The organism is Variovorax sp. 01N425 (assembly GCF_056399465.1).
Map to the genome: position 1 here is coordinate 165,160 of NZ_JBFTRJ010000004.1, position 20,179 is coordinate 185,338.

19 protein-coding genes are annotated in these 20,179 nt (G+C 67.9%); 13 read left to right on the plus strand and 6 right to left on the minus strand.

Annotation, left to right across the window (positions count from 1 at the left end; all coding sequences use genetic code 11):
- The first annotated feature begins 15 nt into the window (after window positions 1-15).
- Genes gsiC through AC1DSC_RS08620 form a run of 4 tightly spaced genes read left to right on the plus strand, consistent with a single transcriptional unit; the run spans window position 16 to window position 3,773 of the window.
- On the plus strand, window positions 16-936 hold the full coding sequence (gene gsiC / locus AC1DSC_RS08605; protein WP_278876341.1) for a glutathione ABC transporter permease GsiC: 921 nt from the start codon (window positions 16-18) through the stop codon (window positions 934-936).
- Between the two features lie 10 nt (window positions 937-946).
- A complete protein-coding gene (gene gsiD / locus AC1DSC_RS08610; protein WP_436287772.1) occupies window positions 947-1,867 on the plus strand; it encodes a glutathione ABC transporter permease GsiD in 921 nt (306 codons plus the stop codon).
- Between the two features lie 12 nt (window positions 1,868-1,879).
- On the plus strand, window positions 1,880-2,932 hold the full coding sequence (locus AC1DSC_RS08615; protein WP_436287773.1) for a P1 family peptidase: 1,053 nt from the start codon (window positions 1,880-1,882) through the stop codon (window positions 2,930-2,932).
- Window positions 2,933-2,951: 19 nt separating this feature from the next.
- Window positions 2,952-3,773, plus strand: coding sequence for a M55 family metallopeptidase (locus AC1DSC_RS08620; protein ID WP_436287774.1), 822 nt, complete (start codon window positions 2,952-2,954; stop codon window positions 3,771-3,773).
- Window positions 3,774-4,371: 598 nt separating this feature from the next.
- On the opposite strand, the gene AC1DSC_RS08625 is transcribed toward AC1DSC_RS08620, so the two are convergent.
- The 3 genes from AC1DSC_RS08625 to AC1DSC_RS08635 all read right to left on the minus strand — a co-directional run bounded on the left by AC1DSC_RS08625 (window position 4,372) and on the right by AC1DSC_RS08635 (window position 7,563).
- Window positions 4,372-5,886: a tripartite tricarboxylate transporter permease gene (locus AC1DSC_RS08625; RefSeq protein ID WP_012748109.1), complete on the minus strand. Its 1,515-nt coding sequence runs from the start codon at window positions 5,884-5,886 to the stop codon at window positions 4,372-4,374.
- Between the two features lies 1 nt (window position 5,887).
- Entirely contained in the window at window positions 5,888-6,424 is a 537-nt protein-coding gene (locus tag AC1DSC_RS08630) for a tripartite tricarboxylate transporter TctB family protein (protein ID WP_012748110.1), read from the minus strand.
- A 179-nt stretch (window positions 6,425-6,603) separates the two neighbouring features.
- Complete coding sequence (locus tag AC1DSC_RS08635) at window positions 6,604-7,563, minus strand: Bug family tripartite tricarboxylate transporter substrate binding protein (RefSeq protein ID WP_012748111.1); 960 nt, start codon at window positions 7,561-7,563, stop codon at window positions 6,604-6,606.
- Between the two features lie 127 nt (window positions 7,564-7,690).
- Between AC1DSC_RS08635 and AC1DSC_RS08640 the strand changes: the two genes are divergently transcribed.
- Genes AC1DSC_RS08640 through AC1DSC_RS08655 form a run of 4 tightly spaced genes read left to right on the plus strand, consistent with a single transcriptional unit; the run spans window position 7,691 to window position 11,084 of the window.
- Window positions 7,691-8,371 carry a response regulator transcription factor gene (locus tag AC1DSC_RS08640; RefSeq protein WP_012748112.1) on the plus strand — a complete coding sequence of 227 codons (681 nt, stop codon included), beginning with the start codon at window positions 7,691-7,693 and terminating at the stop codon, window positions 8,369-8,371.
- Window positions 8,368-9,789, plus strand: a complete 1,422-nt coding sequence (locus AC1DSC_RS08645) for a sensor histidine kinase (RefSeq protein ID WP_436287775.1) — start codon at window positions 8,368-8,370, stop codon at window positions 9,787-9,789. The genes AC1DSC_RS08640 and AC1DSC_RS08645 overlap by 4 nt, the downstream gene beginning before the upstream one ends.
- A 4-nt stretch (window positions 9,790-9,793) precedes the next feature.
- Window positions 9,794-10,228, plus strand: a complete 435-nt coding sequence (locus AC1DSC_RS08650) for an RNA-binding S4 domain-containing protein (protein ID WP_278876355.1) — start codon at window positions 9,794-9,796, stop codon at window positions 10,226-10,228.
- A gap of 49 nt (window positions 10,229-10,277) precedes the next feature.
- Complete coding sequence (locus tag AC1DSC_RS08655) at window positions 10,278-11,084, plus strand: PPK2 family polyphosphate kinase (protein WP_012748114.1); 807 nt, start codon at window positions 10,278-10,280, stop codon at window positions 11,082-11,084.
- 18 nt (window positions 11,085-11,102) lie between these two features.
- Here AC1DSC_RS08655 and AC1DSC_RS08660 read toward each other — a convergent pair whose 3' ends face one another.
- Window positions 11,103-11,774 (minus strand): hypothetical protein, encoded by a 672-nt coding sequence (locus tag AC1DSC_RS08660; RefSeq protein WP_018904551.1) that lies wholly within the window; start codon window positions 11,772-11,774, stop codon window positions 11,103-11,105.
- Window positions 11,775-11,913: 139 nt separating this feature from the next.
- Window positions 11,914-13,026: a substrate-binding domain-containing protein gene (locus AC1DSC_RS08665; protein WP_436287776.1), complete on the minus strand. Its 1,113-nt coding sequence runs from the start codon at window positions 13,024-13,026 to the stop codon at window positions 11,914-11,916.
- A 123-nt stretch (window positions 13,027-13,149) separates the two neighbouring features.
- Here AC1DSC_RS08665 and AC1DSC_RS08670 point away from each other — a divergent pair, with 123 nt between their 5' ends.
- The 5 genes from AC1DSC_RS08670 to AC1DSC_RS08690 are packed head-to-tail and all read left to right on the plus strand — an operon-like array spanning window position 13,150 to window position 19,140.
- Window positions 13,150-13,614 (plus strand): formate dehydrogenase subunit gamma, encoded by a 465-nt coding sequence (locus AC1DSC_RS08670; protein ID WP_307592631.1) that lies wholly within the window; start codon window positions 13,150-13,152, stop codon window positions 13,612-13,614.
- Window positions 13,611-15,170 (plus strand): formate dehydrogenase beta subunit, encoded by a 1,560-nt coding sequence (locus AC1DSC_RS08675; RefSeq protein ID WP_436287777.1) that lies wholly within the window; start codon window positions 13,611-13,613, stop codon window positions 15,168-15,170. The genes AC1DSC_RS08670 and AC1DSC_RS08675 overlap by 4 nt, the downstream gene beginning before the upstream one ends.
- Before the next feature lie 27 nt (window positions 15,171-15,197).
- Window positions 15,198-18,071 (plus strand): formate dehydrogenase subunit alpha, encoded by a 2,874-nt coding sequence (gene fdhF / locus AC1DSC_RS08680; protein ID WP_436287778.1) that lies wholly within the window; start codon window positions 15,198-15,200, stop codon window positions 18,069-18,071.
- Window positions 18,068-18,904 carry a formate dehydrogenase accessory sulfurtransferase FdhD gene (gene fdhD / locus AC1DSC_RS08685; protein WP_436287779.1) on the plus strand — a complete coding sequence of 279 codons (837 nt, stop codon included), beginning with the start codon at window positions 18,068-18,070 and terminating at the stop codon, window positions 18,902-18,904. The genes fdhF and fdhD overlap by 4 nt, the downstream gene beginning before the upstream one ends.
- An 11-nt stretch (window positions 18,905-18,915) precedes the next feature.
- Window positions 18,916-19,140, plus strand: coding sequence for a formate dehydrogenase subunit delta (locus AC1DSC_RS08690; RefSeq protein ID WP_012748121.1), 225 nt, complete (start codon window positions 18,916-18,918; stop codon window positions 19,138-19,140).
- A gap of 16 nt (window positions 19,141-19,156) precedes the next feature.
- Here AC1DSC_RS08690 and fba read toward each other — a convergent pair whose 3' ends face one another.
- Window positions 19,157-20,173, minus strand: a complete 1,017-nt coding sequence (gene fba / locus AC1DSC_RS08695; RefSeq protein WP_018904556.1) for a class II fructose-bisphosphate aldolase — start codon at window positions 20,171-20,173, stop codon at window positions 19,157-19,159.
- Window positions 20,174-20,179 lie beyond the last annotated feature (6 nt).

Genomic DNA, 20,179 nt, shown 5'->3' on the forward strand with positions numbered 1-20,179 from the left:
CGACAACCGCACCCCATGCTGAATTACTTCCTCAAACGACTGTTGGGCCTGGTCCCGACTCTGCTCATCGTGGCAGTGTTGGTGTTCCTGTTCGTCCACATGCTGCCCGGTGATCCGGCGCGCCTTGCCGCCGGCCAGGACGCTGACGAGCAGACGATCGCCGTGGTGCGACAGGAGCTGGGCCTCGACAAGCCGCTGCCCCAGCAGTTCGTGAGCTTCTTCTCCCATATGCTGCAGGGCGACTTCGGCACCTCGATCCGCACGCGGCGGCCGGTGTCGATGGAGATCGGCGAGCGCTTCTTCCCCACGGTGATGCTGACCATCACCAGCATGGTGTGGGCCGTGATCTTCGGCATGGGCATCGGCATTGTTTCTGCCGTGTTCCGCAACCAATGGCCCGACCGGCTCGGCATGACGCTGGCCGTGTCGGGCATCTCCTTTCCGGCATTTGCCCTCGGCATGCTGCTGATGCAGATCTTCTCGGTCCAGCTCGGCTGGCTGCCCACGGTGGGCGCGAGCAGCTGGAAGCACTACATCCTGCCCTCGATCACGCTGGGTGCCGCGGTGGCTGCCGTGATGGCGCGCTTCACGCGCGCTTCGTTCGTCGAAGTGATCCAGGAAGATTTCGTTCGCACCGCGCGTGCCAAGGGCGTGCGCGAGCGCACCGTCATCATCAAGCACTGCCTGCGCAATGCGCTGATCCCGGTGGTCACGATGATGGGGCTGCAGTTCGGCTTCCTGCTGGGCGGCTCGATCCTGGTCGAGGCGGTCTTCAACTGGCCGGGCCTCGGGCGCCTGCTGGTCGACGCCGTGCAGATGCGCGACTACCCCGTGATCCAGACGCTGGTGCTGCTGTTCTCGCTCGAATTCATCCTGATCAACCTCGTGGTGGACGTGCTGTACGGCTACATCAACCCGACCATCCGCTACAAGTGAGGCAGCCGACATGACGCAAGCTACCGGCACGACTGCCGAATCGATCGCGCCGCCCATCGTGGCGGTTCAAACCGCGGGCAAGGTCCGCACGCCCTGGGGCGAATGCTGGCGCCGCTTCAAGAAGCAGCCCGTGGGCATCGTCGCGGCGCTGTTCGTGCTGCTGCTGGTGTTCGTCGCGGTGTTCGCGCCGTGGATCGTGCCCTTCGACCCGGAGAACTTCTTCGACTACGACATGCTGAACACGGGGCCTTCGGCCACGCACTGGTTCGGCGTCGATCCGCTGGGCCGCGACATCTTCAGCCGCATCCTGATGGGTGCGCGCATCTCGCTGATGGCGGGCTTTCTCTCGGTGCTGGTGGGCGGCTTCGTCGGCACGGCCTTCGGCCTGCTCGCGGGCTACTACGAAGGCTGGTGGGACCGCATCGTGATGCGCATCTCCGACGTGCTCTTTGCCTTCCCCGGCATTCTTCTGGCGCTTGGCGTGGTTGCCATCCTCGGCAGCAGCATGACGAACGTGGTGGTGGCGGTGTCGGTGTTCAGCGTGCCGGCCTTCGCGCGCCTGGTGCGCGGCAACACGCTGGTGCTCAAGCAGCAGACCTACATCGAGGCCGAGCGCAGCATCGGCGCATCGGACTGGACCATCATCGTGCGGCACATCCTGCCGGGCACCATCTCGTCGATCGTCGTGTATTTTTCGATGCGCGTGGGCACCTCGATCATCACGGCCGCCAGCCTCTCGTTCCTGGGCATGGGCGCGCAGCCGCCGACGCCCGAATGGGGCGCGATGCTCAGCGAAGCCCGCGCCGACATGGTGACCTCGCCGCACGTGGCGCTGTTCCCGAGCCTGGCCATCTTCTTCACCGTGCTGGCGTTCAACCTGCTGGGCGATGCACTGCGCGACGCGCTCGATCCGAAGATCGACCGCGAATAACCCATTCATTCGATGCCAGCGAACTCCCTGCCCTACATCGGCACCTTGCTGCAAGGCACGCGCAACGCGATCACCGACGTCGAAGGCGTCACGGTCGGCCACCGCACGCTCGACGACGGCGGCGTGCAGACCGGCGTGACGGTGATCCGTCCGCATGCGGGCGATCCGTTCCGCGACAAGGTACCGGCCGCCGCCGTGGTGCTCAACGGCTTCGGCAAGAGCGTGGGGCTGGTGCAGCTCGCAGAGCTCGGCGTGCTGGAGACGCCGATTGCGCTGACCAACACGTTCTCGGTCGGCACGGTGGCCACGGCGCAGATCCGCCATTGCATAACGGCCAACCCCGAGAGCGGACGGTCGCTGCCGACGGTGAATCCACTGGTCTTCGAGTGCAACGACGGTTTTCTGAACGACATCCAGCGGCTGGCCGTGACCGAGGCCGACTACCTGCGCGCGCTCGAGAGCGCCGGCTCCGACTTCGCGCAGGGCTCGGTCGGCGCGGGGCGCGGCATGTCGAGCTTCCAGCTCAAGGGCGGCATCGGCAGCGCCTCGCGGCGCGTCTCGGCGCCAGGGGGCGAATTGCACACCGTGGGCACGCTGGTGCTCGCGAACTACGGGCGCCAGCCGCAGCTGGTGCTGGCCGGGCATCCGGTCGGCGAGCGGCTGGCCGCGCACGGCACGCGCGAATCCAGGGAGCCCGAGAAGGGCTCGATCATCATCGTCGTCGCCACCGATGCACCGCTCGATGCGCGCCAGCTGCGCCGCCTCGCGCTGCGTGCGGGCGCGGGGCTGGCACGCACCGGCTCGGTCTTCGGCCATGGCAGCGGCGACATCGTGCTGGCCTTCTCGACCGCCTACACCGTGCCCGACCGCGTCGATCGCCCGATGCCGGCCATCGCCATGGTGCACGACGGGTTGCTCGACGGCCTCTTCCAGGCCGCGGCCGACAGCACCGAGCAGGCGATCCTGCACGCGCTCTGGCGCGCGACGGCCGTGACAGGCCGCGATGGCAATCACCGGGCAGCGCTGTCGGAACTGCTGCCGCCCTCTTCCCTTTCTTCTCTTTAGCGCAACCGCACTCCCTCCCATGAAAGTCCTGATCTCCACCGACATCGAAGGCGTTGCGGGCGTCTACCACCACGAGCAGGCGCGGCCCGGCAACCCCGAGTACGAACGCGCCCGCCTGCTGATGGCGCACGAGGCCAGCGCGGCCGTTGCCGGCGCCTTCGAGGCCGGCGCCACCGAGGTGCTGGTCAACGATTCGCACGGCGGCTTTCGCAACATGCCGCCCGACGTGCTCGATGCGCGCGCCCGCGTGGTGCAGGGCAAGCCGCGTTACCTGAGCATGGTGGCCGGCGTGGAGGAAGAAGGCGTGGACGCCGTCTGCATGGTGGGCTACCACTCGCGCGCGCAGGGCCGCGGCATCCTCGCCCACACCATCAACGGCTTTGCCTTTGCCGGCATCCGGCTCGGCGAGCAGGAACTGGGCGAGGCCGGGCTCTACGGCGCACTGGCCGGCGAATATGGCGTGCCGGTGGTGATGGCCAGCGGGGACGACGTGTTCATCGCCGAGAACCGGGCGCTTTTTCCGCACGCGACCTTCGTGCAGACCAAGCGTGCCACGGGGTTCAACAGCGGGGTGTCGCTGTCACCCGAGCAGTCGCGCGCCGCCATCCGGGCGGGTGTGGCCGAGGCGCTGGCTGCACGCGGTAATGCGAGGCCGCTGGTGTTCAAGGGTCCGCAGGTGGTCACACTGCGCACGCAGTCGCCGATGATGGCGGATCTGTTCTGCCAATGGCCGTCGTTCGAGCGCGTCGACGGTGTCACGTTGCGGTTTTCTGCCGAGACGGTGGAAGCGGCTGTGCGGATGCTGAACTGCTGTTCGGCGATGTCTTCTATGTTGCGTTGAGTTTTTTGGGTTCCGGGGCCGGGTCTCGCCCCGGCGGGCGACTCACTTTCTTTTGCTTCGCCAAAAGAAAGTAAGCAAAGAAAAGGCGACCCTACTGTCTGCGTCCCTCCGCTTCGCTGCGGGCAACCTGCGGTGCTCGATTCCGGCGGGGGTCCGCAGAACTCGCTTCGCTCGGACAGCTGCGGCCCTGATCCCGCCTCCATCTGCGCTCCTCGGCGCATACAGAAGGGGTGGGAGCGGGCGGCCTTCGCTTCGCTCGGCCCCAATATCCAACAGCCAATACCAACAGCCAATTCCAACCACCGCGGCGCGCAGCGCCGCGGTGGCTTGGTGGCCGAGCGAAGCAAAGGCCTGTGTGGTTCCCAAGCCCCTCTGTATGCGCCGAGGAGCGCAGCGTTTCGCGGATCAGGGCCGCAGCTGTCCGAGCGAAGCGAGTTCTGCGGACCCCGCGAAACGCGAGCACCGCAGGTTGCCCGTAGCGCAGCGAAGGGTCGCAGACAGTGGGGTCGCCTTTTCTTTGCTTACTTTCTTTTGGCGAAGCAAAAGAAAGTAAGTCGCCCGCCGGGGCGAGACCCGGCCCCGGGAAAAAACAGCACCCTCAGGCCGCCAGCCTGGCCAACTTGCGCTCACTCATCCGCTTCGCAACCCGCGGCAACACCAGCACAGCCACAATGACAACCACCAGCGTGATCGACATCGGCCGCTGGAAGAACACCACGGCACTGCCCTCCCCGATGGACATCGCATTGCGCAGCTGCGCTTCGGCCAGCGGCCCGAGGATCATGCCCACCACCACGGGAGCGGTCGGAAAGTCGAAGCGCCGCATCGCCACGCCGAGCAGGCCGATGCCGTAGAGCAGGAACAGGTCGAATGCGCTCTGGCGCATGCCGTAGGCACCCACCGTCGCAAAGATCAGGATGCCGGCGTAGAGCTGCGGCTTGGGAATCTTCAGCAGCTTGACCCACAGGCCCACCATCGGCAGGTTCAGCACCAGCAGCATCACGTTGCCGATGTAGAGCGAGGCGATCAGCGCCCACACCAGCGCGGCCGAGGTGGTGAACAGCTGCGGCCCCGGCTGAATGCCGTAGTTCTGGAACGCGCCCAGCAAGATGGCGGTGGTGTTCGACGTGGGAATGCCGAGCGTGAGCAGCGGGATCAGCGCCGCGGTCACCGTGGCGTTGTTGGCGGCTTCGGGGCCGGCCACGCCTTCGATGGCGCCGGTGGTGCCGAACTCGGCCTTGGCGTCAGCATCCTTGGCCAGCTTCTTTTCCGTCGCATAGCTCAGGAAGGTCGGAATCTCGGTGCCGCCCGCGGGAATGCAGCCGAACGGCGTGCCGATGGCGGTGCCGCGCAGCCATGCCGGAATCGAGCGCTTCCAGTCGCGCTTGCTCATGTGCACACGGGTCAGCTTGTTCTGCGCCTCGACCACCTTGCCCTCGTAGAGCACGGCGTAGAGCACTTCGGCCACCGCGAACAGGCCCACGGCCACCAGCACAATCTCGATGCCGTCGAGCAGTTCGGGAATGCCGCCGGTGTAGCGGCCCTGGCCCGAGATCTGGTCGAGGCCGACGCAGCCGGCCGCCAGGCCGATGAACAGCGCCGTCATGCCGCGCAGCGTGCTCTTGCCGAGCACCGCGCTCACGGTGGTGAAGGCCAGCAGCATCAGCAGGAAGTACTCGGGCGGCCCGAGCTTCACGGCGAACTCGGCCACGAACGGCGCGAACAGCGTGACGATCACGGTGGCGATGGTGCCGGCCACGAAGGAGCCGATGGCGGCGGTGGCCAGCGCTGCGCCCGCCCTGCCGCTCTTGGCCATCTTGTTGCCTTCCATCGCCGTCACCATGCTGGCGGTTTCGCCGGGCGTGTTGAGCAGGATGGACGTGGTCGAGCCGCCGTACATGGCGCCGTAGTAGATGCCCGAGAAGAAGATCATCGAGGCCGTGATGTCGACCTTGCCGGTGATCGGCAGCAGCATGGCCACCGCCACGGCCGGGCCGATGCCCGGCAGCACGCCAACGGCTGTGCCCAGGGCGCAGCCCACCAGGCACCAGAGAAGATTGACGGGGGTGATCGCCGCGGCGAAACCCATCATGAGTGCGTTGAAAATGTCCATGTCAGATCCAGCCGGTGGTCGTGAGGCCCGGCAGGTTGATGGCCAGGAACTTGGTGAACATCCAGAACACGGGCGCCGAGATGAGCGCGCCGGTCACAAGGTCGATGGCCCAGGTGCGCGGCTGGTTGGCCGAGGGATGGCCGCTCGCGCGGCGCAGGCCCTGCACCGCCAGCACGTAGCACAGCGTGCAGCTCAGGATGAAGCCCAGCATGGTGATCAGCGCCGCATTGAGCAGCAGGCCGGCCGACACCCAGACGAAGCCCGGCCAGTAGGCATGCTCCGCGCCCGAGGGTGCGTCGAGCTCGCGAAAGCCGCCGGTGCGCGCTTCCCAGAGAATCCAGGCGCCGCACAGCGTGAGCACGCCCGACACCAGCCAGGGCAGGAAGTTGGGCCCGACGCCGCCATAGCCGGCCTCGGAAGAAATGCCGATGGCGCCGAAAGCCAGCGCCAAGCCGGTCAGCAGCACGCCGGCCCCGACCAATGTTTGCGGCCACGTGGCCGCAGCTTGCGGCGAGACCGAGGATTCTGGAGTTGTCATTTTTTGCTCCCGCAGTCAGGGAAAGGAACGGGGACTCGCTGAAAGCCCCCACTACTCGAAAGAGCCCCCGTCCCCTGCCAGGAACACCGAGGAACCGGCTCCGCCGGGCCTCTGGTGTTGCCCCCGGTAGGGGGTTGGCGTAGCGACACGAAGTGCGCGAAGACTGGGGGCGAGCGAAATCAAATCATCCCGGACTTGGCCATGATCGCGCGCAGGCTCGCGAAGTCGTCGTCGACGAACTTGGCAAAGGCGTCGCCCGACAGCACGGCCGGCGTCCAGTCGTTCTTCTTGAGCGATTCGGCCCACGACGGGCTCTTGAGCGCGGCCAGCACCATGTCGGTCAGCGCCTTGCGCTGCTCGGCGCTGATGCCGGGGGCGCCATACACGCCGCGCCAGTTGCCAATCTCCACGTCGATGCCCTGCTCCTTGAGCGTGGGCACGTTGATGCCCGGCAGGCGCTGGGCCGAGGTGACCGCAATGGGCTTCATCTTGCCGGCGGCGATGTACTCGGCGAACTCGCTGTAGCCGCTGCCGCCGACGGTGACGTTGCCGCCCAGGATGGCGGCCGTGGCTTCGCCGCCGCCGCGGAAGGCCACGTAGTTGATCTTGGACGGATCGGCGCCGACCTTCTGCGCGATCATGGCCGCGGCAATGTGCTCGGTGGAACCGCGCGAACCGCCGCCCCACTTGACGCTGCCCGGGTCCTTCTTGAGCTGCTCGACCACGTCCTTCATGGTCTTGAAGGGCGAATTGGCCGGCAGCACGAACACGTTGTATTCGGTGGTCAGGCGCGCAATTGGCGTGGCCTGCGAGAGGTTGACCGGCGGCTTGCCGGTGATGATGCCGCCGAGCATGACGGAGCCCATGACCATGAGCGCGTTCGGATCGCCCTTGGAGCCGTTCACGAACTGGGCCAGGCCCAGCGCGCCGGCGGCGCCGCCCTTGTTGTCGTAGGTGACCGTGTCGGCCTGCTTGGATTCGGTCATTGCCTTGCCCAGCGCGCGGCCCGTGGTATCCCAGCCGCCGCCCGGGTTGGCTGGAATCATCATCTTGACGTTGGCTGCGGCGCGTGCCGACAACGGCAGGGCTCCGGCGGCGGCCAGCGCGGCCAATGACTTCAAAAAGGTGTCGCGACGCATCGTTGTCTCCTGAGAACTAAAGAAAACCTGACTTGGACCTGAGCCGCTATCATGCGCCGCCCTGCTGTCAGTTGGCTGTCCACCGGACTGGGGAAAACACCGAAGTACCATTCCCCCACCACACCCCATGAAGCTGCTGCTGGTCGAAGACGATCCCTCGATGCAGGTCACCCTGCAGCGCGCCCTCGCCCGCAGCAGGATCGACGTGCGCATCTGCGGCGACGGCGCCCTGGCCGTCGAGCAATGGCGCGCCCTGGAGCCCGACGTGGTGGCGCTCGACCTGAGCCTGCCCAACCTCGACGGCCTGCAGGTGCTGGCCCAAGCGCGCGCCGCGGGGCTGCGCACGCCGGTGCTGCTGCTCACGGCCCGCGGCACGGTCGGCGACCGCATCATGGGCCTGAACGCCGGCGCCGACGACTACCTGCCCAAGCCCTTCGATCTCGACGAGCTGGAAGCACGCATCCGCGCACTGCGCCGGCGCCACCAGAACGCCGGTGCCGACGCGGTCCTGAACCCGCAGGAGGTGGGCGGGCTGCGCTTCGACCCCGAAAGCGGCGCCATCTACCACCGCGCCGGCATCCTGGAGCTCACGCCGCGCGAGCTGGCGCTGCTCAAGGCGCTGATGATGAAGCCCGGCCACGCGGTGAGCAAGGAGCGGCTCTTCGAACTCGTGTTCCCGGGTGAGACCGACGTGCAGTACGAGGCCATCGAGGTGGTGGTGTATCGCCTGCGCAAGAAGCTCGCGGGCACCGGCGCGGCGCTGATGACGCTGCGCGGACTGGGCTACCTGCTGCGCGCCGAGCCATGAAGAGGGCCTTGTCGCTGCGCGCGAGGCTGCTGCTGGGCATTCTCGCGCCGGTGGCGCTGTTCATCGTGATCAACAGCGTGAGCCTGTACCGCCAGAGCCTGGCCGCGGCCACCACGGCCTACGACCGCACGCTGCTCGCGTCGGCCAAGACCATCGGCGAGCAGCTCGACGTGGAAGGCTACGACGAGAACGCGCGGCTGCGCGCCATCGTGCCCTATTCGGCGCTCGAGGCCTTCGAGGCCGACAACCGCAGCCGCCTTTTCTACCGCGTCTCCGCGCTCGACGGCGAGATGGTCTCGGGCTTTGCCGAGCTGCCGTTCTGGCGCGGCCGCATCCCCGACCGCGGGGCCTATGCGGCACTGGTCGACTTCTACGACGCGCGCTTTCGCGAGCAGCCGGTGCGCATGGCGGTGTTGCTGCAGCCCGTGGCCAGCGGCCGCGGCCGCGGCATGGCCGTGGTGCAGGTGGCCGAAACCCTGGAGCTGCGCGAAACGCTGGTGCGCAAGCTGCTGGTCGACATGCTGTGGCGCCAGCTGCTGCTGATGGGCGTGATCGCGCTGGTGACCGTGCTGGTGGTGCAGCGCGCCACGCGGCCGGTGCGCGAGCTCGGCGAAGCCATCGAGAAGCGCGCGGCCGACGACCTTTCCCCGATCGACGCGCCCGACGCGCCGCGCGAACTGCGCCCGCTGGTCGATGCCACCACCGAGGTCATGGGCCGGCTGCAGCGACTGCTCGACCACCAGAAGCGCTTCGTGCGCGACAGTGCCCATCAGCTGCGCACGCCGCTCGCGGTGCTCAAGGCGCAGGTGCAATCGGCGCGGCGCGGCGACGTGCCGCCCGAGCAGGCGCTGGGCGAGATCAGCCAGACCGTGGAGCGCGCCACCACGCTGGCCAACCAGATGCTGTCGCTCGCCAAGGTCGAGCAGCTGCGCCAGCGGCCGGAATCGATGCCGCTGGAGCTTGGCGAGGTGGTGCGCCAGATTGCGCTCGACCTGTCGCCGCTGATCGCCGACAAGGCGCTGGACTTCGAACTGGCCATCGACGGGCCCGTGACGGTGCGCGCGCACCAATGGATGCTGCAGGAGCTCACGCGCAACCTGCTGCACAACGCCATCAAGCAGAGCCCGCGCGGCGGCGCCCTTTCGGTGATGGTGCGCTCGGACGGCCCGGAAGCCGTGCTGACGGTGCGCGACCAGGGGCCCGGCATTGCGGCCGAACTGCGCCAGCGCCTGTTCGCGCCGTTTTCCGCCGGCGACACCGCCAGCGGCTCGGGGCTGGGCCTGGCCATCTGCCGCGAGATCGTGCTCGCGCTCGGCGGGCGCATCAGCCTGGACAACCGCAGCGCGCAGGAAAATTCCGCACAGGTGATCGGCCTCGATGCTGTCGTGCGGCTGCCTCTCTTCCACCACAATGCCTGAACCTATGGATCGCCTGCGCATCGACAAATGGCTCTGGGCCGCCCGCTTCTTCAAGACGCGCTCGCTGGCCGCGGACGAAATCGGCAAGAACCGGGTGCAGGTCAACGGCGACATCGCCAAGGCCTCGCGCGAGGTCAAGCCCGGCGACACGGTGGCCATCCGCCTGGGCGCCGTGACGCGAACCGTCACGGTGCGCGGCCTGAGCGGCCAGCGCGGACCGGCGCCGGTGGCGCAGCAGCTCTACGAAGAAACGCCCGAGAGCATTGCGGCGCAGGCGGCCATCCGCGAGCAGCGCCGCATGGGCAGCGAACCGGCGCTGGCCATCGAGCAGGGCCGGCCCACCAAGCGCGACCGGCGCGAGCTCGACGGCGCCGCGCGGCATGCCGAATGGGACAGCCGCTGGAGCGCTTCCATCGACCCGGACGAGAGCGAACGCTGACCCGGCGCTGATCGCGTACGCTGCGTGCTTTTGCACGGAGTCCGGATTCATGGCCAGCTTCAAGAAGTACCGCGTCGACAGCAAGTTCAAACTTTCGCAGGTGGACCCCGGCGAATCTCCGTTCCTGGACGGCAACGAAGCCGACCAGCTCGCCGAGATCGACGCCCTGGCCATCGAGCTCGACGAAATGCAGAACCTGCTGCACGCCGAGGGCCGCCGCAAGGTCCTGCTGGTGCTGCAGGGCATGGACACCAGCGGCAAGGACGGCACCGTCCGCTGGGTCTTCTCGCGCACTTCGCCGCTGGGCGTGCGCGTCACCGCCTTCAAGGCGCCCAGCGACGACGAGCGCGCGCACGACTATCTCTGGCGCTGCCATGCGGTGGTGCCGCGCAGCGGCGAGATCGCGGTATGGAACCGCAGCCACTATGAAGACGTATTGGTGCCCGTGGTCGAAGGCTGGATCGACAAGGCCGAGACCCAGCGGCGCTATGCGCAGATCAACGATTTCGAGCGCCTGCTCGTCGAGACCGGCACGGTGATCGTCAAGTGCATGCTGCACATCGACAAGGACACGCAGCGCGAACGCCTGCAGGCGCGCATCGACACGCCCGGCAAGCAGTGGAAGTTCAATGTGGGCGACCTCGAGGTGCGCACCAAGTGGAGCGCCTACCAGCAGGCCTATGACAAGGCGCTGCGTGCCACCTCGACCGAGCACGCGCCCTGGTACGTGATACCGGCCAACAACAAGCGGCACCGCAACCTGATGATCGCGCGGCTCCTGATGAAGATCCTGCGGCAGATGAAGCTCAAGGCACCGCCCGCCGACCCCGCCCTCAAGGGCATGCTCATCAAGTGACGAGCGGCGCCCGCGCCGTCAGGAGGAGCGCCGGACGGCCGACTGGCCCAGCACGCGGCACTTGCCGAATTCGCAGCGCACGGCCCAGGCCGTGCCGTTCGAGCAGGGCACGCTGTATGACTCGTAGCCCGGGCCCTTGGCCGTGAGCTCGGCGCGCGGCTGGATGCTGCACTGCCCGGCCTTGGCAAGCACTTCGGCGTTGTAGGTGTCGACGCCGGTCCGGCGTGGCGCCAGCACCACTTCCGGATTGAAGGCATGGCCGTAGAAGGTGTCGCGTACGTTCGGGTCGAGGTTGCGATAGCCGCGCTTGGCCATGCAGTGCACCACGGCGATCTGCTGGTGCTCGGCAATCAACTCCGCGCTGGGCCGGTAAGACATGTCGATCACCGCGGCCGAAATGCCGGTGTACGAGGCCGCGGCCACGATGCCCTGCCCGTGCACCGTGATCAGGCCCAGGCCCAGTGCGAGCCACATGGCGTCGCCGGTCTCGCTGCGCGCGGTGATCCGCATTGCCGCCGTGCGGCAATCGGCCACGTCGCTGTCGTAGCGGGCCCGGTCCACGCCTTCCATGGCGACCATGGGCACGTACGACAGCCCGGTTCCGGTGCCGGGTTGCGTCGGTGTGGGCGGCGTGCTGACGCACCCTGCCAACGCAACAACGGCGCACACGATGCTCAGCAGCAGCTTCATGGAGATCCCTCGTCCTCTTTCGCGATAGTTCGGGCGATTTAACCATACAGATGGTTACTTTTGAGCCTGATTTGTCGCGAAGTTGCGACGAACGAGTTGCTGAGTGCTTTTGGCTGACAGCGAAAGAGCGACTCTGCCGTCAGGACCGCGTGGCCGTGCGGCGCTTGCCGGTGGGCGCGGGGCGAAGCGACTCGAAAGCCTCGGGCAGCGACAGCACGCGGCCGCAGTTCACCGCCTGGTAGCCCGGCAGCCGGTCCACGGCGCTCTGGTAGGCCTCGCTCTGCAGGATGTCCAGCATCCGCCGCACGATGGGTGCGGCGAGCGAGCGCTCCTCGCACAGCAGGAAGTAGCGCTCCACCTGGTTGGAGATGAAGTCCAGCTTGAACTGGCGCGCCGGCGTTTCCACGCCGTAGCCCGCGTCGGCCATGCCGCTGGCCACGAAGGCCGCCACGGCCGCATGCGTGAACTCGCATTGCTCGTAGCCCTTGATGGCCTCGGGCGCGATGCCCTGCTCGCGCAGCTGCAGGTCGAACAGGTAGCGCGTGCCCGAACCCGCCTGCCGGTTGATGAAGCGGACATCGGAACGCGCCAGGTCGGCCAGCGTGTAGATCTTCTTCGGGTTGCCGGGCGCCACCATCAGGCCCTGGTGCCGCGTCGCCATACCGATGACCTTCTGCGCATCGGCGTTGAGCCAGGGCCCGTAGTGCGCGACGGCCTCGGCCTCGAACGCGCCCAGCGGCACGTGGAAGCCCGCGACGTCGCAGCTGCCGTGGTGCAGCGAGGCCACGGCTTCCTCGCTGCCGCAGTAGCGCAGGTCGCCCGGCACCTGCGCCGCGGCCAGGAAGCCGTGCAGCGCCTCGATCGCGAAGCCGTGGCTCGCGTGGATGCGCAGCAGCGTGGGCGCAGTGGGAATCAGCTTCTCGATTTCCGCGCCCAGCTCGGAGGCCAGCGAATCCAGCAGCGGCGACAGCCGCGCGGTGATGCGGCGGTCGGCCCACACCAGCTTTTCGCCGAGCGGCGTGAGGCTGGAGCCCTTGCCGCGCTGCATGGCCACCAGCGGCTGGCCGAACATGGCCTCGCCCTGGCGGATCAGCTCCCAGGCATGGCGGTAGGACACGCCGGACGCGGTGCAGGCGCTCGAAAGGCTGCCGTGCTCCAGCACCTGCACCAGCAGCTCGATGACCCGCGGCGCCAGGGCCGCGCCGTCGGTCTGGCGGATGGTCCATTGCGGCCTGATGTGCACTTCATGCATGAGTTTCGGCTTTCCAAAGCATATTTATTGGGCTGAACGCTTCATATTGTGGCATTCGACACCTCTCCATAGACTCGCGCCACCACGAGTACTGCAGCTCCAACTTTAGGAGATTCAAGGCATATGAACAATCTGGGCATCGCGGCATCCATCGCCGCCGCGCACAAGGACACGCCGGGCGGGCTGCTTCCTGCGCTGCACGGCATCCAGGACGCGCTGGGGCATGTTCCGCCCGACGCGGTCCCGCTCATCGCCGAGCAGTTCAACCTGTCGCGCGCCGAGGTGCATGGCGTGGTGAGCTACTACCACCACTTCCGCTCGGCCCCGGCGGGCCGGCTGCTGGTGCAGGTCTGCCGCGCCGAGGCCTGCAAGGCGATGGGCGCGGACGCGCTGCTCGCGCATGCCGAGCAACGCCTGGGCTGCGGCGTGCACGGCACCTCGGCCGACGGCCAGTGCTCGCTGGAGCCGGTGTTCTGCCTCGGCCTGTGCGCCTCGTCGCCCGCCATCGCGGTGAACGGCGAGGTGCATGCGCGCATCACGCCGGCGCTGTTCGACGACATCGCCCGGGAAGCACGGAGCGCCTCATGACCACCACCATCATCTATGTCCCGCGCGACTCCGCGGCGCTGGCTGTCGGCGCCGACCGGGTGGCGCGGCAGATCGAAGCACAGGCCCGTGCGCGCAACGCCGACGTGCGCATCGTGCGCAACGGCTCGCGCGGCCTGTTCTGGCTGGAGCCGCTGGTCGAGGTGGCCACGCCGCAGGGCCGCGTGGCCTACGGCCCCGTCACGGGCGCCGACGTTGCGGGCCTGTTCGACGCCGGCTTTCTTTCGGGCGGCGCCCATGCGCTGAACCTGGGCCTGACCGAAGAGATTCCGTACCTGAAGAAGCAGGAGCGCCTGACCTTCGCGCGCATGGGCGTGACCGACCCGGTGTCCGTGGCCGACTACGAGGCGCACGAAGGCTTCGCGGGACTGCGCCGCGCGCTCAGCCTCGCACCGGCCGAAATCGTGCAGCAGGTGCTCGACTCCGGACTGCGCGGCCGCGGCGGCGCCGCATTCCCGGCCGGCATCAAATGGAAGACCGTGCTGGCCGCAGAGGCGCCGCAGAAATACATCGTCTGCAATGCCGACGAAGGCGACTCGGGCACCTTCTCGGACCGCATGACGATGGAAGGCGATCCGCTGATGCTGGTGGAAGGCATGGCCATCGCGGGTGTTGCAACCGGCGCGACCGAAGGCTACATCTACGTTCGCTCGGAATACCCGCATGCCATTGCCACGCTGAACGAGGCGATCCGCCATGCGGAGCAGGCGGGCTTCCTGGGCGACGACATCCTGGGCTCGGGCCACGCCTTCCGCCTGACCGTGCGAAAGGCCGCGGGCGCCTACGTGTGCGGCGAGGAAACCGCGCTGCTCGAAAGCCTGGAAGGCCGCCGCGGCATCGTGCGCGCCAAGCCGCCGCTGCCGGCGCTGCAGGGGCTCTTCGGCCAGCCGACTGTGATCAACAACGTGATCACGCTGGCGTCGGTGCCCCTCATCCTGGCGCGCGGCGCGGACTTCTACAAGAACTACGGCATGGGCCGCTCGCGCGGCACGCTGCCGTTCCAGCTGGCCGGCAACATCAGGCATGGCGGCCTGGTCGAGAAGGCCTTCGGCCTGAGCCTGCGCGAGCTGCTCTACGACTTCGGCGGCGGCAGCGCCAGCGGCCGGCCGATCAAGGCGGTGCAGGTGGGCGGTCCGCTGGGCGCCTACGTGCCCGAATCGCAGTGGGACCTGCCGCTGGACTACGAGGCCTATGCGGCCGTGGGCGCGGTGGTCGGGCACGGCGGCATCGTGGTGCACGACGACACGGCCGACATGTCGCAGCTGGCCCGCTACGCCATGGAGTTCTGCGCGATCGAGTCCTGCGGCAAATGCACGCCCTGCCGCATCGGCTCCACGCGCGGCGTGGAAGTGATCGACAAGATCACGAGCAACCAGAACCGCCCGCAGCAGGTCATTCTGCTGCGCGACCTGTGCGACACCATGCTGCACGGCTCGCTCTGCGCGATGGGCGGCATGACGCCCTACCCCGTGCTGTCGGCCATCAACCACTACCCCGAGGACTTCGGCATCGAAGCCCCCGACCGCGCCGCAGCCTGAATCCATGAGCATCCCAGGAGACATCCCATGCTGAACCCATCGCAAGACATCGACCACGGCACGCCGCGCCGCGAGTCCACCGAGGAAGTCACGCTCGAGATCGACGGCATGCCGGTGACGGTGGCCAAGGGCACCTCGCTGATGCGCGCCGCGGTCGACGCGGGCGTGCAGGTGCCCAAGCTGTGCGCGACCGACAGCCTGGAGCCCTTCGGCTCGTGCCGGCTCTGCCTGGTGGAGATCGACGGGCGCAAGGGCTATCCGGCCTCGTGCACCACGCCGGCCGAAGCCGGCATGAAGGTGCGCACGCAAAGCCCCAGGCTGCAGGAACTGCGCAAGGGCGTGATGGAGCTCTACATCTCCGACCATCCGCTGGACTGCCTCACCTGCGCCGCCAACGGCGACTGCGAGCTGCAGGACATGGCCGGCGTCACGGGCCTGCGCAACGTGCGCTACGGCTACGACGGCGCCAACCACCTGAAGAGCGCCAAGGACGAGTCCAACCCCTACTTCACCTACGACCCGTCCAAGTGCATCGTCTGCAACCGCTGCGTGCGCGCCTGCGAGGAAACCCAAGGCACCTTCGCGCTCACCATCAGCGGACGCGGCTTCGAGTCGCGCGTGTCGCCGGGCCAGGACCAGCCCTTCATGGAATCCGAATGCGTGAGCTGCGGCGCCTGCGTGCAGGCCTGTCCCACCGCCACGCTGCAGGAGAAATCGGTGATCTGGCTGGGCCAGGCCGAACACAGCGCCATCACCACCTGCGCCTATTGCGGCGTGGGCTGCGGCTTCAAGGCCGAGATGAAGGGCAACGAAGTGGTCCGCATGGTGCCTTGGAAGGACGGCAAGGCCAACGAAGGCCACTCGTGCGTCAAGGGCCGCTTCGCCTGGGGCTACGCCACCCACAAGGACCGCGTGCTCAAGCCCATGATCCGCAGCAAGATCACCGACCCGTGGCGCGAGGTGAGCTGGGACGAGGCCGTCAACTACGCCGCCAGCGAGTTCCGCCGCATCCAGGCCAAGTACGGCACCGATTCCATCGGCGGCCTGGTGTCCTCGCGCTGCACCAACGAAGAAGGCTACCTGGTGCAGAAGCTGGTGCGCGCCGCCTTCGGCAACAACAACGTCGACACCTGCGCGCGCGTGTGCCATTCGCCCACCGGCTACGGACTGAAGCAGACCATGGGCGAATCGGCCGGCACGCAGACCTTCAAGTCGGTCGAGAAGTCGGACGTGATCATGGTGATCGGCGCCAACCCTTCGGACGGCCATCCGGTGTTCGCGTCGCGCATGAAGAAGCGCCTGCGCGCCGGCGCCCGGCTGATCGTGATCGACCCGCGCACCATCGACCTCGTGAAGTCGCCGCACGTCAAGGCCGACCATCACCTCAAGCTCAAGCCCGGCACCAACGTGGCGGTGATCAGCGCCATGGCGCACGTGATCGTGACCGAAGGCCTGGTCGACGAACCCTTCGTGGCCGAGCGCTGCGATCCCAAGTCGTTCAACGAGTGGCGCGAATTCGTCGCGCGCCCGGCCAACTCGCCCGAGGCCATGGAGGCCGTGACCGGCGTGCCGGCCGCCGAGCTGCGCGCCGCCGCGCGGCTCTTCGCCAAGGGCCACGACGGCAAGCGCAATGCCGCCATCTACTACGGCCTGGGCGTGACCGAGCACAGCCAGGGCTCGACCATGGTGATGGGCATCGCCAACCTGGCCATGGCCACCGGCAACGTGGGCCGCGAAGGCGTGGGCGTGAATCCGCTGCGCGGGCAGAACAACGTGCAGGGTTCCTGCGACATGGGCTCGTTCCCGCACGAGCTGCCGGGCTACCGCCATGTGTCCGACAGCACCGCGCGCGGCAGCTTCGAAGACGCCTGGGGCGTGGCGCTGCGGGCCGAGCCGGGGCTGCGCATTCCCAACATGTTCGATGCCGCCATCACCGGCAGCTTCAAGGGCCTGTACTGCGAAGGCGAGGACGTGGTCCAGTCGGACCCCAACACCCAGCACGTGGCCGAGGCGATGATGGCCATGGAATGCATCGTGGTGCAGGACCTGTTCCTCAACGAAACCGCCAAGTACGCGCACGTGTTCCTGCCGGGCGCGTCGTTCCTGGAAAAAGACGGCACCTTCACCAACGCCGAGCGCCGCATCTCGCGCGTCACCAAGGTCATGCCGCCCAAGGCCGGCTATGCCGACTGGGAGGTGACGCAGCTGCTCTCCAACGCGCTGGGCTATCCCATGAACTACGCGAGCGCCGAAGAGATCATGGACGAGATCGCCGCGCTCACGCCCACCTTCACGGGCGTGAGCTATGCCAAGCTCGCGAAGCTGGGCAGCGTGCAGTGGCCCTGCAACGAGGCCGCGCCCGAAGGCACGCCGACCATGCACATCGGCGAGTTCGTGCGCGGCAAGGGCAAGTTCATCATCACGCAGTACGTGCCGACCGACGAGAAGGTCACGCGCATGTACCCGCTGATCCTGACCACCGGGCGCATCCTCTCGCAGTACAACGTGGGCGCCCAGACCCGCCGCACCGACAACAACCAGTGGCACAGCGAGGACCGGCTCGAAATCCATCCGGCCGACGCCGAGGACCGCGGCATCGCCGAGGGCGACTGGGTCGGCATCCGGAGCCGCGCCGGCGAAACCGTGCTGCGCGCCACCATCACCGAGCGCGTGCAGCCGGGCGTGGTCTACACCACCTTCCACTTCCCGGAATCGGGCGCGAACGTGATCACCACCGACAACTCCGACTGGGCCACCAACTGCCCTGAGTTCAAGGTGACCGCGGTGCAGGTGATGCCCGTGATGCAGCCCTCCGAATGGCAGCAGGAGTACAGCCGTTTCAACGCGCTGCAGGAAGAACTGCTGAGCAGGCGCATCGAAGAAACGGCGGCCGCCAAGTGAACCTGTCCGACGTCCCACTGCGCCCCGGCAGCGCGGAACTGCTGCCCGTGCGCGGCGTGCGCGCGCTCCAGGCCTTCGACAACCGCGACTGGGTGGCCGTGGAGGTGCCGGTCGCGCTGGAGTTCAACGGCATTGCACACGCCGTGATGCTTGCAACACCCACCGACCTGGCCGACTTCGCGCTGGGCTTCGCGCTCAGCGAGGGCATCCTGCTCGGGCGCAACGAGCTCTACGGCGTCGAGGAAGCGTACGCGCCCGAGGGCATCACCCTCAAGCTCGACGTGGCAAGCGCAGCCTTCGCGCGGCTGAAGGCGCGCCGCCGCACGATGGCCGGGCGCACGGGCTGCGGCCTGTGCGGCACGGAGAGCCTGGCGCACGTCACGCGCGCGCTGCCGCCGCTGCCCGAGGGCCCGGCGCTCTCGACCCGCGCCGTGGCGCGCGGCATGCGGGAGCTGGCATCGATGCAGGTGCTGCAGAAGGTCACCGGCGCCGTGCACGCGGCCGCCTGGTGCAGCGCCGAGGGCGAAGCCCTGCTGGTGCGCGAGGACGTCGGGCGCCACAACGCGCTCGACAAGCTCGTCGGCGCGCTCGCAAGAAGCAGCGTGGACGCATCCACCGGCTTCATCGCGGTGACCAGCCGCGCGAGTTTCGAGATGGTGCAGAAGACCGTCGCCGCCGGCGTGCCGCTGCTGGCCGCCGTCTCGGCCTCGACCTCGCTGGCCACGGCCATTGCAGAGGACGCTGGCCTCACGCTGGCGGGCTTCGTGCGCGGCGACGACCTGGTCATCTACACCCACCCGTGGCGGCTCAACGGCCTGCCCGCCAACGCCTGAGGTTTCTTGCAATGCACGTCGACCAGTTGATCCGCATGGTGAACCAGATGGGCAGCTTCTTCGAAGCCATGCCCGACCGCAGCGAAGCCCTGCATGACCTCGCGCTGCACCTGAAGCGCTTCTGGGAACCGCGCATGCGGCGCGAGCTGCTGGCGCACCTGGATGCCGGCGGACCGGGCGAGCTGAACCCGGTGTCCGCCGAGGCAATCCGCGTGCACCGGGCGCTGCTCGAATAGCAGCGCCGCACGGCGCCTACTGCAGCGCCGCCGGCTTGATCCGCGACGCCATGCCCGCCGTGCCGAAGGCCTGGAAGCGGTCGATGCAGACGTCGCGTGCGGCCGCGGTCGCCTCCTTCAGGAACTTGCGCGGATCGAATTCGCTGCGGTCCTGGCCCATCGCTCGGCGCATCGCGCCGGTCATCGCGAGCCGGATGTCGGTGTCGATATTGACCTTGCGCACACCATGGCGGATGCCCTCCTGGATCTCCTCCACCGGCACGCCGTAGGTTTCCTTGATGTCGCCGCCGAAGTCGCGGATCACCGCCAGCCATTCCTGCGGCACCGACGAGGAGCCGTGCATCACGAGGTGCGTCTTCGGAATGCGCGCATGGATCTCCTTGATGCGGTCGATCGCAAGGATGTCGCCGGTCGGCTTGCGGCTGAACTTGTAGGCACCGTGCGAGGTGCCGATGGCAATGGCCAGCGCATCCACGCCGGTGCGCGACACGAAGTCGACCGCCTGCTGCGGATCGGTCAGCAGCTGGTCGTGCGTCAGCACGCCCTCGGCGCCGCTGCCGTCTTCCTCGCCGGCCATGCCCGACTCGAGCGACCCGAGGCAGCCCAGCTCGCCCTCGACCGAAACGCCGACCGCATGCGCCATCTCCACCACGCGGCTCGTCACGCCCACGTTGTAGTCATAGCTCGCGGGCGTCTTGGCGTCTTCCATCAGCGAGCCGTCCATCATCACGCTGGTGAAGCCCGAGCGGATGGCCTGCATGCACATCGACGGGCTTGCGCCGTGGTCCTGGTGCATCACGATCGGGATCTCGGGGTACATCTCGGCGGCCGCCTCGACCATCTTGCGCAGGAAGGCTTCGCCCGCGTACTTGCGCGCACCGGCCGAGGCCTGCAGGATGACGGGGCTGTCGGTCTTGCGCGCGGCCTGCATGATGGCCTGGATCTGCTCCAGGTTGTTGACGTTGAACGCCGGCACGCCGTACTGGTGCTCGGCGGCGTGGTCCAGCAATTGGCGCAGCGAAATCATGGCCATGGGAAG